We start from the raw sequence: 12,918 nt of genomic DNA on the forward strand, positions 1-12,918 counted from the left end.
CCCCGGCCGCGTGCGCGATGGTGGAGCCGAGGTCGACCTCGCTGTCGTCGAGTTCCACCCCGAACTCCTCCTGGGAGGCGACGGACAGCTCGACGCCGGGGCGTGGGCCGCGCGGGGCGTGGTGGTGCGGGGTCCGGCGGCGGCCGGGTCGGGATCGTGGTGGGTGGCCGTGCCCGGTGTCACCGGAGCGGGTGTGCCGGTGACGGGGGTGGTGGTGCCGGGGGCGGCGGACTCGCCGGCATGGGTGCCCGAGCTGTACGACGGCACCCGTCCGGCGTCGTGCGGCGGCGCCGCGCCCCGGGACGGCTGCGCGCCCGCGCGGTGGCCCTGGGCACCCCCGTGACGAACTTTGATTCAGAACGTACGCTGCTGAATATGGCTATGCATACCGTGGTCGTCGGCACGTCCGGCACCTCCCTCGACGACATCACCCGCGTCGCCCGCGGCGACGCCCGGGTCGAGGTCGGCGCCGACGCGCTGGCCGCCCTCGCCGCCGCCCGGCGCGTCATCGACGACCTCGCCGCCAAGCCCGAACCCGTGTACGGCGTCTCCACCGGCTTCGGCGCGCTGGCCGTCCGCCACATCGGCCCCGACCTGCGTGCGCGCCTCCAGCGCAACATCGTCCGCTCGCACGCTGCCGGCATGGGGCCGCGCGTCGAACGCGAGGTCGTCCGCGGTCTGCTGTTCCTGCGGCTGAAGACGCTCGCCTCCGGGCACACCGGGGTCCGCCCCGAGGTCGCCACCGCCATGGCCGACCTGCTCAACGCCGGGATCACCCCGGCCGTGCGGGAGTACGGCTCCCTCGGCTGCTCCGGCGACCTCGCCCCGCTGTCCCACTGCGCCCTCACCCTCATGGGCGAGGGCGAGGCCGAAGGCCCCGACGGCCGGCTCCGGCCCGCCGCCGAGCTGCTCGCCGAGCACGGCCTGGCCCCGGTGGAGCTGCGCGAGAAGGAAGGACTCGCCCTCCTCAACGGCACCGACGGCATGCTGGGGATGCTCGCCCTGGCGCTGGCGGACTTCGGCCGCCTGCTCACCGCCGCCGACATCACCGCCGCACTGACCCTGGAAGCGCTGCTCGGCGCCGACGCCGTGCTCGCCGCCGACCTCCACGCCGTCCGCCCGCACCCCGGCCAGGCCGCCAGCGCCGACAACATGCGCCGCGTTCTCGCCGGCTCCGCCCTCACCGGCCACCACCAGGACGCAGCCCCGCGGGTGCAGGACGCCTACTCGGTGCGGTGCGCGCCGCAGGTCGCCGGGGCGGGACGGGACACCCTCGACCACGCCCGCACCGTCGCCGAGCGGGAACTGGCCTCGGCGGTGGACAACCCCGTCGTGCTCCCCGACGGCCGCGGCGGCGGCCGCGTCGAGTCCAACGGCAACTTCCACGGGGCGCCCGTCGCCTACGTGCTGGACTTCCTCGCCATCGCCGCCGCCGATCTCGCCTCGATCGCCGAACGGCGCACCGACCGGCTGCTCGACCGCCATCGCTCCCATGGCCTGCCGCCGTTCCTCGCCGACGACCCCGGCGTCGACTCCGGGCTGATGATCGCCCAGTACACGCAGGCCGCGCTGGTCAGCGAGATGAAGCGCCTCGCCGCGCCCGCCTCGGTCGACTCCATCCCCTCCTCCGCGATGCAGGAGGACCACGTCTCCATGGGCTGGTCCGCGGCCCGGAAGCTGCGCACCGCCCTGGACAACCTCACCCGGGTCGTCGCGGTGGAGCTCTACACGGCGACCCGCGCACTGGAGCTGCGGGGCGCGCTGCCCGCCACGCGGGAGCTGGCGCCGGGACCGGCCGGGCAGGCCGTCACGGCCGCGGCGAGGGCCGCCGGCGTCGAGGGGGCGGGGCCCGACCGCTACCTGACGCCGGACCTCGACGCGGCGGAGGCGTTCGTCCGGGACGGCTCGCTCGTCCGCGCGGCGGAGACGGTGACGGGTCCGCTGCACTGAAGCGGTCGGCGCGGGCTGCGGTCGGTGCGGGCTGCGGCCGGCTCCGGCGCTGCGCGCCCCAGGGGGTCGGCGCTCCGGTGCCGCGCGCCGTGGAGGTGCGCCGGGAACGGTGGCAGCTGCACGGAGCTGACGTTCGGTGACGGCCGTCCGGTCACACCCGGTGACGGCCGACCGGGGGAGTCCTACCGACGGCGCCGGACCCGCGGCGCCGCCGGCGGACGTTCAGCGGGTGCCCTCGATGGTCGAGACGGGGCGTATCTCGTCCTGCTGACTCAGCTCCGCGTCGGAAGCCGGATGCTGCGCCTCGTCACCCGAGGGCGGCGACGGCAGCAGCCAGACCCCGCAGAGCACGCAACCCGCCACCACCCCCATGACCAGGGGGCGACGGCTGACGGCCGGGTGTTGTTCTGCCACGGGAGTACTCCTGGAAATGGTGCGAACCGGCGGCGTGCGCAGCGATGTTACGACCCGCCGCGGGTCGCACGAAAGGGGCCCGTGGGCTGGGACCTAGGCTCCGGTCCATGAGTGCAGATGAATCGCGATATGTCCGGCTGCATGTCGAGCTCGTACTGGAGGTGGCCGACGCGGAGCGGCTGACCTCCGTCGCCCGACAGCGCGTCGACGCCGACGAGTTGATGCCGGACGCCGAGCGTCTGGCCGCGCGGGAGGCGGTGGCCGGGGAACCGGCGGAGGCGGTCGCCTATCTCGTGGAACCGGTCGCGTTGGTCGGGGACCTACCCGGGGTCGAACTGGTTCATGCCTCGTGGAGCAGCGAACCCACCGACGCAGCCGGGGAGCCGCCGGCCGACCCCGACGCGGACTGGTACGGCTGAGCCCGCGGCCGTGACATCCGGTGACCTACGGCGAGGGACAGGGGCGACGGGGTGTCACCCCGCGTGGTCGGCGCCGCCGCTGTCGCTGCCGCCCGTGCCGGCGGGCCGGTCCGGCAGCAGCCGGGGCACCGCGTGCACGTACACCACCATGCCGACGACCTCCACCAGCGTCTGGGTCACCATCACCACCGCCACCACGGCCAGCTCGTCGGGGAGCGCCAGCGCCAGCGGGAGGAGGACCAGCCCGTTGCGGGTCGCGCCGGTGAAGACCACCGCGCGCCCGTCCGGCGCTCCCAGCCCGAACCCGCGGGCGACCAGCCGCCCCGCCACCGCCATCACCACCAGGAACGCCGCGAAGAACGGCACCGTCCCCAGCACCACGCCCGGGCCGCCGTCCAGCTTCGGCAGCTGCGAGGCCACCACCAGCAGCAGCGTCCCGATCATCAGCGGCACCATCAGCGCCTCGGCCACCGGCGCCACCCGGGCCGTCACCCGCGCGGAGAGCTGCGTCAGCCACGCCAGCGCCAGCGGCACCACGATGAAGGTCACGAACGCCTCGACGAACGGACCGGCCTCGACCACCTCGGCCAGCTCCGAGCCGAGGAAGAGCACCAGGAAACCGGGGAGCAGCACCAGCTGCGCGACCAGCAGCAGCGGCGTCGCCGCCAGCAGCCGCCGGGCGCCGCCGCCGGCGAGCCGGCAGAAGGCGATCACGTAGTCCACGCAGGGGCAGAGCAGGACGAGCAGGACGCCCAGCCGGATCGCCGGATCGCCGGGCAGCAGCGGGAACATCGCCAGCACCACCAGCGGCACCACGGCGAAGTTGACCACCAGGGCCGCACCGAGGAACCGGCCCGCCCGCAGCGAGCGCAGCAGCTCACCCGCCGGGACCTGGAGGAACGTCACGTACAGCAGGCCCACCAGGACGGGGACGACAGCCGGCTCCGCCGCGGCGCCCGCGCCGGGCGCGAGCAGCCCCCACACCGCGCCGGCCGCCACCGCGGCGGCGTACAGCGCCACCTGGAACCGGTCGAGCCACCCCGTCAGCCCCGCCACCCCGCACCGGTCCTTCCGGCGGTCGACACCGCCACGCCGCTCCGCGGGCCGGGCGGCCCGCCCCACGACCCTACGACCGGCCTGCGGCCCGCCCCGCCGCCCGTCCGCGCCCGGCCCGTACCGTCGGCGGTCACACCGGTTGCGGCGTGCGGGGGCTGCCGTGGAAGACCTGCTCCGCGTGCCACCGCGCGTAACCCGACGCCACCCCCGGAGTGCCCGCCTGCGGCGCCGCCACCTCCCGCCCGGCCAGTGCCACCACTTGTTCCCGACCCGTGTCGCTGCGGGCGACGAACTCGCGGGAGACGGTGATGGTGCGCCCGTCGTCGAGCCCCAGGACGCCGAGGTCCAGCAGCTTGTGGTGCAGCGAGCAGAGGCAGAGGGCGTTCTCCGGGGTGTCCGGCCCCTCGAACGCGACCCACCGCACGTGCGCCGCCTCCAGCGCCACCGGGCGGCCCGCCAGCGCGCCGTCGAAGCCGCAGAACGCGCAGCGGTACTCGTACGCCGTCAGCACCTCTCGCCGCAGCTCGGCTGAGCGCCGCGCCCCGCCGCCCGCCGGTGACCCGGCCGCGGGCGAGGGGAGCACCGGCGCCTCCCACCCGGGAGCCAGGCCGGTGTCCGCCGCGATGTCCGCGTGCAGCGAGGGCGGGAAGTGGGCGGCGAGCAGCTGCCGCGCGAGCTGCGGCGCCAGCGACGGATCGGCCGCCAGCGCCTCCCGCAGACCGGGCGCGAGCCGGCCCGCAGCGCCCGACGCCCGCAGCGCCCCGGCAGCCGCGCCCGGGCTGCCGGACCCGTCGATGGTCCGCACCTCCCACACCCCGTCGCTCTGCAGGTGGTGGAACGGATACACCGGCGTGGTGCGGCCCGGCGGGCCGTAGCGGAGCAGCAGCAGCGCGAGGTCCTGCTCCACCTCCGAGTAGCGGAGCGCGGCGTCGGGCTCCCGCTGCCACCGCGCCAGCGCGTAGAGCAGCAGCAGGGGTTTGTGCGGCGCCCGCCGCCCACCCCGCGCCCACTGCCGGATCGCCCCCACCCGCTGCCCCCAGTCCATGCCCGGGACACTACCGCGCGCCACCGACAGGCCACGGGCCGTCGGGTCGCCGCGGCCGGCGCCGCGACGCCGACGGCCCGCCCCCGGGACGAGCACGTCGTCCGGGAGCGGGCCGGAGGGAAAGGGGCCGGAGTGCCGGGCCGGGGGCGGCGTCAGCCGTCGGCCCGGGCCACCCCGATCGGGCAGGAGACGCCCGTGCCGCCGATGCCGCAGTAGCCGCCGGGGTTCTTGTCCAGGTACTGCTGGTGGTAGTCCTCGGCCGGGTAGAAGACGTGCTCCGCCGCGGCGCCGATCTCCGTGGTGATCCGGCCGTGGCCCGCCCGTTCCAGCACCGCCTGGTACGTCTCCCGGGAGGCGCGGGCGGTCGCGTCCTGCTCGGGGGAGTGGGTGAACAGCGCCGACCGGTAGGCGGTGCCGATGTCGTTGCCCTGCCGGTAGCCCTGCGTCGGGTCGTGGGACTCCCAGAAGACCCGCAGCAGCTCCTCGTAGCTCACCACCGCCGGGTCGAAGACGACCCGGACCACCTCGGCGTGCCCGGTGCGGCCGGTGCAGCTCTCCTCGTACGTCGGGTGCGGGGTGGTGCCGCCCTGGTAGCCGACGAGCGTCGTCCAGACGCCGTCCGTCTGCCAGAACTTCCGCTCCGCCCCCCAGAAGCAGCCGAGGCCGAAGTCGGCGACCTCCAGCCCCTCCGGGTACGGGCCCTGGAGCGGGTTGCCCAGGACGGTATGGCGCTCCGGCACCCGGAACATCGGCTCGGGGCGGCCGGGCAGGGCCTCCTCGGCGGTGGGGAGCCGGTCCTTCAAACCGAACAGCATGACGATCTCCTGGCGTGTGTCGGCTCAGCGGCGTCCGATGGCCACGGCCCGGAAGGCCGCGTACTCCTGCGCCGGGTTCCCGCTGTTGACCCAGGGCAGTGCCCCTACATAACCATCGACGGCCCACACCTGTTCCGCGGCCTCGGGGTACCGCTCCGCCCGGACCAGGAACCACAGCAGCAGGTGCCGGACGTGCGGCACCACCGGGTGGTCGGGCCGGGTGTGGGACAGGGCGAACCGGGCCGCCTCCAGCGCGTCCCCGATGGTCGCCCCGCTGTACATGGAGGGGGAGAGCTGCACGTCGGGGAGGTGGTCGTAGACGGCGAAGAGGGGCAGCGCGGGCAGCAGCGACCGGGGCGGGGCGCTCCCGGCGGCGCTCTGCGCGAAGCCGTACGCCTCCTCCTTGGAGCCGTGCCACGCCTCCGACCAGTAGCTGAGCGCCGCCAGGTGCGCGCCCATGTGGTCGCGGCTGCGGCGGGTGACCTGCGACCAGACCTGCTCGAAGTCCGGCTTGCGGTAGCTCAGTCCCCGCGCCACGAACAGCTCGGTGATGTGCGGGGTGGGGTCGTCGGGGGCGAGCAGCGCGGCATCGGCCGCCGCGGTCCGCGCCTCCTCCAGGATGATCCGGCTGTCGGCGGAGCCGGTGTTCGACATCGCCTGCCAGACGAGGAACTGCGCGTACACCTGCGCCCCGCCCACGTCGGACGGCTCCTCCGCGCGCCACGCCTGCAGCCAGCCCGCGTCCCGGCGGGCGCCGGGGCCCACCGGGGTGTCCGGGTGGTCGTTCTCCCCGGGCGGTGTGCCGTGCTCCCCGCGCCAGTGCGCCAGCTCCATCGCGGCGGCACCCGCCACCGACTGCACCCGCTGCCAGCGCTGCTCGTGGTCGTCGGTCAGCGCCAGCAGCCGGCCCACGGGCCGCCAGTCCTGGTTGCGCTGCGTCTCCTCCAGCGCGTCGACCAGCTCCTGGTCGGGCCCGGGGAGTCGCAGGTCGAGGTCGTCGACGGCGACCAGCCCGCCGGCGGAGACCGAGCCCCCGGCGCTGCCCGCGTCGGCGTCGCCCTCCTTCGACAGGGAGACACCGCCCGACTTCTGCCGGGGCCGGTCGGAGCCGGCCGGGCGGGTCATGCCGTGCGCGGTCTCGGCAGCCTGTTCGAGCGCCCGCCGCTCCTGCCTCCGGCGGATCGCGGGCAGGACGGCCACCCCGAAGATGGCGGTCAGTGCGATCAACAGCCACAAGGCTTCCATGGCGCGCAGCTCCTCGCTCACAGGTTCGGTGTCGCCCGGGTCGCGCCGCTCGTCCGCGTCCCTCCCCGGGGCCTTTCAACCCTAAAGGCAGGCCCCCGCCCCGTGTCCGCCACCCGCGAGGACCGGTGCGTGCCGGTGCACCCCGACCCGTCCCGGCGCGTGTGTGCCGGTACGGAACACCGGGGCCCCCGACGGCATTACGGTGTCCCCATGAACGAGCGCAGCCAGCACTTCGAGACCCTGGCCATCCACGCGGGGCAGGAGCCCGACGCGGCGACCGGGGCCGTGGTCCCCCCGATCCACCAGGTGTCCACCTACAAGCAGGACGGGGTGGGCGGCCTGCGCGGCGGCTACGAGTACAGCCGGTCCGCCAACCCGACGCGGACCGCGCTGGAGGAGAACCTCGCGGCCCTGGAGGGCGGCCGCCGCGGCCTCGCCTTCGCCTCCGGGCTGGCCGCCGAGGACTGCCTGCTGCGCACCGTGCTGAGCCCCGGCGACCACCTGGTCATCCCCAACGACGCCTACGGCGGCACCTTCCGGCTGATCGCGAAGGTCGTGGAGCGCTGGGGCGTGACCTGGTCGGTGGCGGACACCTCCGACCCCGCGGCGGTGCGCGCCGCGCTGCGGCCCGAGACCCGCATGGTGTGGGTGGAGACGCCGTCCAACCCGCTGCTGGGCATCAGCGACATCGCGGCACTGGCCGACATCACCCGCTCCGCGGGGGTGCGCCTGGTCGTGGACAACACCTTCGCCAGCTCCTACCTCCAGCAGCCGCTGGCGCTCGGCGCGGACGTGGTGGTGCACTCCACCACCAAGTACATGGGCGGGCACTCGGACGTGGTGGGGGGCGCCCTCGTGGTCGCCGACTCGGCGCTCGGCGAGGAACTCGCCTACCACCAGAACGCGATGGGTGCCATCGCCGGCCCGTTCGACGCCTGGCTGGTGATGCGCGGCATCAAGACCCTCGCGGTGCGGATGGGCCGGCACTGCGCCAACGCCGCGCGGATCGCGGAGATGCTGGTCGCGCACCCCAAGGTCAGCGCCGTCCACTACCCGGGGCTTCCGTCCCATCCGGGCCACGAGGTCGCCGCCAAGCAGATGCGGGACTTCGGCGGCATGGTCTCCTTCCGGGTCGCCGCCGGCGAGGAGGCGGCGGTCGCGGTGTGCGACCGGGCCAAGGTCTTCACCCTCGGTGAGTCGCTCGGCGGCGTGGAGTCGCTGATCGAGCACCCCGGCCGGATGACGCACGCCTCCGCCGCCGGTTCGGCCCTGGAGGTCCCCGGCGACCTGGTCCGCCTCTCGGTCGGCATCGAGGCCGCCGACGACCTGCTCGCCGACCTCACCGACGCGCTCGGCTGACGCCCGGCCCGCGGCAGCGGCACCGCCGCCCGCGGACGCGGCGAGGGGCCGCCGGGATCTTCCCGGCGGCCCCTCGGCCTGTGGTCGTGTCCTGCGGTCCCCCGTACCGCCGTGGTGCCGCCCCTCCCGCGCCGGCGGGGCGATGGCACTCGGGCGGTCCCGGCCCGTGCGGTCGCGTGGCTAGTGCGACCGCGGCCGTCAAGCCGTCAGCGTGGCGTGCCGGGTGTGCTCTGCCAGCGCGCCACGGCGTCGTTGAAGCGGATCAGCTGTCCGTGGAAGACCTCCCTCTCCTCATCGGTCCAGCCGTCGGTGAGAGCCGTTATGAGCTTGCGCCGCGAGGCGCGCACCTCCTCCAGCCGGGCGCTGCCCCGGGCGGAGAGGCGGAGGACGACGGCCCGGCCGTCGTCGGGGTCGGCGGCACGGTCGACGAGCCCGGAGTCCACCAGCGGCGCCACCTGGCGGGTGACCGTGGAGGAGTCGATGCCCATGCCGGAGGCGAGGGACTTGACGCCGGTGGGTCCGGCCTGGTCGAGCCTGCTGAGGAGGAGGTAGGCCGCCCGGTCCATGGAGTTGCGGGCGGGACCCAGGCCACCGAGCCGGGTCTGCTCGGCGCGACGGGCGAACACCGCGACCTCGTGCTGGAGCGCGTCCAGCAGTTGGTCGACCGTGTTCGGCGAAGCGGTGTCTTCTGCGACTTCAGGTGTCATATGAGGGGTACCTGGCATTGATGGAGTGAAGGGTCAGGCGTGGGGGGTGGCGCGAGATGCGCCACAGAGTACGCGGCGCGTGCCGTGGAGGGCACAGGCGTCCCCGCAGTGCGAAGTCACCGTGATGCAACGGTATTTGCCCCGCACCCGCAACGGGTGACCCGGTCCGGGGTTCGGACCGGCGGCCGGTGGCGGCGCCTGCGGGCGGAGCCGCCGCCCGTACGGGGCCCGAACGCATCGCCCCACCGCCGCGGGGCGTGCCGGGCCCGGCGCCCGGCGCGCCGCCGTGGCCTGCTGCGAAACTGTGCCCATGGCTGCGAACCTCCCCGGGGGCAACCCTCCCGTGCTCCCGCTCCCCACGCTCGAAGACGTCCGGGAAGCCCAGAAGACCCTGTCGGGCGTCGCCCGCGTCACCGCGATGGAGGGCAGCCGGTTCCTGAGCCGGCTGGTCGGCGGTCCGGTGCAGATGAAGTGCGAGAACCTCCAGCGCACCGGCTCCTTCAAACTGCGGGGCGCGTACACCCGGATCGCGGGGCTCTCCACCGAGGAGCGCTCCCGGGGCGTGGTGGCGGCCAGCGCGGGCAACCACGCGCAGGGCGTCGCGCTCGCCGCCTCGCTGCTCGGGGTGGCGTCGACCGTCTTCATGCCGGTGGGCGCGCCGCTGCCCAAGGTCGCCGCGACCCGCGAGTACGGCGCGACGGTGCGGACCCACGGCCAGGTGGTGGACGAGACGCTGGCGGCGGCGCAGGCGTACGCGGAGGAGACCGGCGCGGTGCTCATCCACCCCTTCGACCACCCCGACGTCGTCGCGGGCCAGGGGACGGTGGGGCTGGAGATCCTGGAGCAGTGCCCCGAGGTGCGGACGGTCGTGGTCGGCATCGGCGGCGGCGGCCTCGCGGCCGGGGTGGCGCTGGCGATCAAGTCGCTGCGGCCGGACGTGCGGGTGGTCGGCGTGCAGGCGGAGGGCGCGGCGGCGTACCCGCCCTCGCTCGCCGCCGGGCGGCCCGTCTCCCTGGAACGGGTGGCGACCATGGCCGACGGCATGAAGGTGGGCCGCCCCGGTGACGTGCCGTTCCAGATCATCGGTGAGCTGGTGGACGAGGTCCGCACCGTCTCCGAGGACGCGCTCTCCAGTGCCCTGCTGCTCTGCCTGGAGCGGGCCAAGATGGTGGTCGAACCCGCCGGGGCCGCCTCCGTCGCGGCGCTGCTCAGCGAACCGGCCGCCTTCCGGGGGCCGGTCGTGGCGCTGCTCTCCGGCGGCAACGTGGACCCGCTCGTCCTGCAGCGCACGCTGCGGCACGGCATGGCGGCCGCCGGCCGCTACCTGTCGCTGCGGATGCGGCTCCCGGACCGACCGGGCGTCCTCGCGGCGCTGCTCGGCGAGCTGTCGCGGGCCGACGCCAACGTGCTGGCCGTCAACCACGTCCGCATCGATCCCGGGCTCGGGATCGAGGAGGCCGAGGTGGAGCTCCAGCTGGAGACGCAGGGGCCGCAGCACTGCGCCGAGGTGGCGGGCGGCCTGCGGTCCGCCGGTTACACCGTCCTGGACTGACCGGGGGCGGCCCTTCCGGGCGCTGTTCGCGGCGAGCGTCGCTGTTCGACCGGAAACGGTCGGTTCGCGGCCTGAACCCGGCTCGGCATATCGCGATACATCGCGATGCTCTAGGGTGGCGGCCCGGGCCCATCGGGGTGAGCCTGAAAGGCAGCGGAGCCCGCGCGTGTGCTCGGGACTCCGGTCCGCCCACCGTCCCGACCGGGGCGCTCGCGCCGCCCCGGCCGGGCGGGGCGGCGGCAGCCCTCCCGGGCGTACCGGCCCGAACCGCCCGCCACCAGTGGCGACCGCCCGGTCCACGGGCGGTCGCCGGACGAGACCCAGATGGGGAGAGACCATGCCAGGGGCCATCTACGCGGAAGGTCTGGTCAAGACCTTCGGCGATGTCAGGGCACTGGACGGCGTCGACATCGACGTCCCAGAGGGCACCGTCCTCGGCCTGCTCGGGCCGAACGGCGCCGGCAAGACCACCGCGGTGCGCGTGCTGACCACGCTCATCCAGCCGGACAGCGGGCACGCGGAGGTGGCCGGCATCGACGTGCTGCGCCACCCCAACCGGGTGCGCGCCTCGATCGGCCTCTCCGGGCAGTTCGCCGCCGTGGACGAGTACCTGACCGGCCGCGAGAACCTCCAGATGGTCGGGCAGCTCTACCAGCTGTCGGCGCGCGACGCGAAGAAGCGGGCGGGTGAGCTGCTGGAGCGCTTCAACCTCGCCGAAGCCGCCGACCGCACCGCCAAGACCTACTCCGGTGGGATGCGCCGCCGTCTCGACCTCGCCGCCGCCCTCGTGGTCCGGCCGCCGGTCATGTTCATGGACGAGCCGACCACCGGGCTCGACCCCCGCAACCGGCAGGCGCTGTGGGACGTCATCCAGGACCTCGTCGCCGGCGGCACCACGCTGCTGCTGACCACCCAGTACCTGGAGGAGGCCGACCACCTCGCGCACAGCATCGCCGTGGTCGACCTCGGCCGCATCATCGCCCGCGGCACCTCCGACGAGCTCAAGGACGCCACCGGCGGCGACGTCGTCGAGGTCGTCGTCCAGAGCCGCGACCGCCTCCCGACCGCCCGCGCCGTCCTCGCCCGGCTCGGCCAGGGCGAGGTCACGGTCGACGACCACACCCGCCGGCTCACCGTCCCCGTGGAGGGCGGCGCCAAGCTGCTCGCCGAGGTCATCCGCGAACTCGACGCCGACGGCATCGAGATCAACGACATCGGGCTGCGGCGGCCCACCCTGGACGACGTCTTCATCTCCCTCACCGGCCACAGCGCCGAGGACGCCCCGCTCGCCCGCGAGAACGGTGCGAAGCAGACCGGCGAGGCCGGCGACGGCGACAGCGCCGGGCCCGAGGGGACCGCCGGGGACCGCCCCGCGCCCCGCGCCGACAAGGAGGCAGGCACGTGACCGTCACAGAGAAGAGCCCGGCGCCCCAGCCGGCCCCCCGCACCGGAGGGGACCTCTCCATCGGCGTGGGCCAGGCCGTCCGCGACTCCTTCGTCGTCGCCCGCCGCAACCTGCTGCGGATGATGCGCATCCCCGAGGTCGTCGTCTTCGGCCTCGTCCAGCCCATCATGTTCGTGGTGCTGTTCAGCTACGTCTTCGGCGGCTCCATCAACATCCCCGGTGCGGGGCTGGACGCCTCCTCCTACCGCGAATGGCTGATGGGCGGCATCTTCGCCCAGACCGTCACCTTCGCCACCGCCGGCGCCAGCGCCGGCATCGCCGAGGACATGCAGAAGGGGATCATCGACCGGTTCCGGTCGTTGCCGATGGCCCGCGGCGCGGTCCTCACCGGCCGTACCTTCGCCGACCTCGCGCAGACGGCGCTGACCCTGGTCGTCCTCGCCATCGTCGCCTTCCTCGTCGGCTGGCGCTTCCACGACGGCGTGGTCAAGGCGTTCGCCGCCTTCGTGCTGCTGCTCCTGCTGGGGTACTCCTTCACCTGGATCGGCGCCCTGATCGGCCTGTCGGTGCGGTCCCCGGAGGCGGCGACCTCCGGCGGGCTCATCTGGCTCTTCCCGCTGACGTTCATCTCCGTGGCGTTCGTCCCCTCGGAGAACATGCCGGGATGGCTCCAGCCCGTCGCGGAGTGGAACCCCTTCTCCGCTGCGGTCCTCGCGGTCCGCGAGCTGTTCGGCAACCTCCCGGAGGGCTACCAGGCGCCGGACGCCTGGCCGTTGCAGAACCCGGTGCTGGCCACCGTCCTCTTCTGCGTCGTGATCATCGCGGTGTTCCGGACGCTGGCGGTGCGCAAGTACAAGCGCGCCACCGGCTGACACTCCAGCCGCAGCCGCAGCCGCAGCCGCAGCCGCAGCCGCAGACCGGGCCCCGGCCCGCCCCGCCCCGGGGCGGGCC

13 protein-coding genes are annotated in these 12,918 nt (G+C 74.8%); 7 read left to right on the plus strand and 6 right to left on the minus strand.

Annotated features, from left to right (window positions below):
* Both HCN56_RS17835 and hutH read left to right on the plus strand, forming a co-directional pair.
* Positions 1-343: hypothetical protein (locus tag HCN56_RS17835; protein ID WP_167972351.1), on the plus strand; the 343-nt coding region annotated here is incomplete at its 5' end.
* 38 nt (positions 344-381) lie between these two features.
* Entirely contained in the window at positions 382-1,950 is a 1,569-nt protein-coding gene (gene hutH, locus HCN56_RS17840; protein ID WP_167972375.1) for a histidine ammonia-lyase, read from the plus strand.
* Positions 1,951-2,172: 222 nt separating this feature from the next.
* Here hutH and HCN56_RS17845 read toward each other — a convergent pair whose 3' ends face one another.
* A complete protein-coding gene (locus tag HCN56_RS17845; RefSeq protein ID WP_167972353.1) occupies positions 2,173-2,364 on the minus strand; it encodes a hypothetical protein in 192 nt (63 codons plus the stop codon).
* Between the two features lie 107 nt (positions 2,365-2,471).
* Here HCN56_RS17845 and HCN56_RS17850 point away from each other — a divergent pair, with 107 nt between their 5' ends.
* Positions 2,472-2,783, plus strand: a complete 312-nt coding sequence (locus HCN56_RS17850) for a hypothetical protein (RefSeq protein WP_245246696.1) — start codon at positions 2,472-2,474, stop codon at positions 2,781-2,783.
* 54 nt (positions 2,784-2,837) lie between these two features.
* Here the strand turns inward: HCN56_RS17850 and HCN56_RS17855 are convergent, their stop codons facing one another.
* From HCN56_RS17855 to HCN56_RS17870, 4 genes are all read right to left on the minus strand, one after another.
* Positions 2,838-3,839 (minus strand): arsenic resistance protein, encoded by a 1,002-nt coding sequence (locus HCN56_RS17855; protein WP_167972357.1) that lies wholly within the window; start codon positions 3,837-3,839, stop codon positions 2,838-2,840.
* A gap of 130 nt (positions 3,840-3,969) precedes the next feature.
* Positions 3,970-4,884, minus strand: coding sequence for a phosphorothioated DNA-binding restriction endonuclease (locus HCN56_RS17860; RefSeq protein WP_167972359.1), 915 nt, complete (start codon positions 4,882-4,884; stop codon positions 3,970-3,972).
* Between the two features lie 152 nt (positions 4,885-5,036).
* A complete protein-coding gene (gene msrA / locus HCN56_RS17865; protein ID WP_167972361.1) occupies positions 5,037-5,699 on the minus strand; it encodes a peptide-methionine (S)-S-oxide reductase MsrA in 663 nt (220 codons plus the stop codon).
* A 24-nt stretch (positions 5,700-5,723) separates the two neighbouring features.
* Positions 5,724-6,944 (minus strand): hypothetical protein, encoded by a 1,221-nt coding sequence (locus tag HCN56_RS17870; protein WP_167972363.1) that lies wholly within the window; start codon positions 6,942-6,944, stop codon positions 5,724-5,726.
* 210 nt (positions 6,945-7,154) lie between these two features.
* Between HCN56_RS17870 and HCN56_RS17875 the strand changes: the two genes are divergently transcribed.
* A complete protein-coding gene (locus HCN56_RS17875) occupies positions 7,155-8,303 on the plus strand; it encodes a cystathionine gamma-synthase (protein ID WP_167972365.1) in 1,149 nt (382 codons plus the stop codon).
* Positions 8,304-8,509: 206 nt separating this feature from the next.
* Here the strand turns inward: HCN56_RS17875 and HCN56_RS17880 are convergent, their stop codons facing one another.
* Complete coding sequence (locus tag HCN56_RS17880; RefSeq protein ID WP_245246698.1) at positions 8,510-9,010, minus strand: MarR family winged helix-turn-helix transcriptional regulator; 501 nt, start codon at positions 9,008-9,010, stop codon at positions 8,510-8,512.
* A 310-nt stretch (positions 9,011-9,320) separates the two neighbouring features.
* On the opposite strand from HCN56_RS17880, the gene ilvA reads away from it, so the two are divergent.
* The 3 genes from ilvA to HCN56_RS17895 all read left to right on the plus strand — a co-directional run bounded on the left by ilvA (position 9,321) and on the right by HCN56_RS17895 (position 12,839).
* Positions 9,321-10,562, plus strand: a complete 1,242-nt coding sequence (ilvA, locus tag HCN56_RS17885) for a threonine ammonia-lyase (protein ID WP_167972369.1) — start codon at positions 9,321-9,323, stop codon at positions 10,560-10,562.
* 337 nt (positions 10,563-10,899) lie between these two features.
* A complete protein-coding gene (locus HCN56_RS17890) occupies positions 10,900-11,967 on the plus strand; it encodes an ATP-binding cassette domain-containing protein (RefSeq protein WP_167972371.1) in 1,068 nt (355 codons plus the stop codon).
* Entirely contained in the window at positions 11,964-12,839 is an 876-nt protein-coding gene (locus HCN56_RS17895) for an ABC transporter permease (RefSeq protein WP_167972373.1), read from the plus strand. Before HCN56_RS17890 ends, HCN56_RS17895 begins: the two co-directional genes overlap by 4 nt.
* The last annotated feature ends 79 nt before the right edge of the window (positions 12,840-12,918 follow it).

The organism is Streptomyces lonarensis, from assembly GCF_012033735.1.
Taxonomy (GTDB): Bacteria; Actinomycetota; Actinomycetes; order Streptomycetales; family Streptomycetaceae; genus Streptomyces; species Streptomyces lonarensis.

Coding starts and splice junctions, on each gene's coding strand:
- hutH (WP_167972375.1), top strand. CDS start 382: ATGCATACCGTGGTCGTCGGCACGTCCGGCACCTCCCTCGACGACATC.
- HCN56_RS17850 (WP_245246696.1), top strand. CDS start 2,472: ATGAGTGCAGATGAATCGCGATATGTCCGGCTGCATGTCGAGCTCGTA.
- HCN56_RS17860 (WP_167972359.1), bottom strand. CDS start 4,884: ATGGACTGGGGGCAGCGGGTGGGGGCGATCCGGCAGTGGGCGCGGGGT.
- msrA (WP_167972361.1), bottom strand. CDS start 5,699: ATGCTGTTCGGTTTGAAGGACCGGCTCCCCACCGCCGAGGAGGCCCTG.
- HCN56_RS17870 (WP_167972363.1), bottom strand. CDS start 6,944: ATGGAAGCCTTGTGGCTGTTGATCGCACTGACCGCCATCTTCGGGGTG.
- HCN56_RS17875 (WP_167972365.1), top strand. CDS start 7,155: ATGAACGAGCGCAGCCAGCACTTCGAGACCCTGGCCATCCACGCGGGG.
- HCN56_RS17880 (WP_245246698.1), bottom strand. CDS start 9,010: ATGACACCTGAAGTCGCAGAAGACACCGCTTCGCCGAACACGGTCGAC.
- ilvA (WP_167972369.1), top strand. CDS start 9,321: ATGGCTGCGAACCTCCCCGGGGGCAACCCTCCCGTGCTCCCGCTCCCC.
- HCN56_RS17890 (WP_167972371.1), top strand. CDS start 10,900: ATGCCAGGGGCCATCTACGCGGAAGGTCTGGTCAAGACCTTCGGCGAT.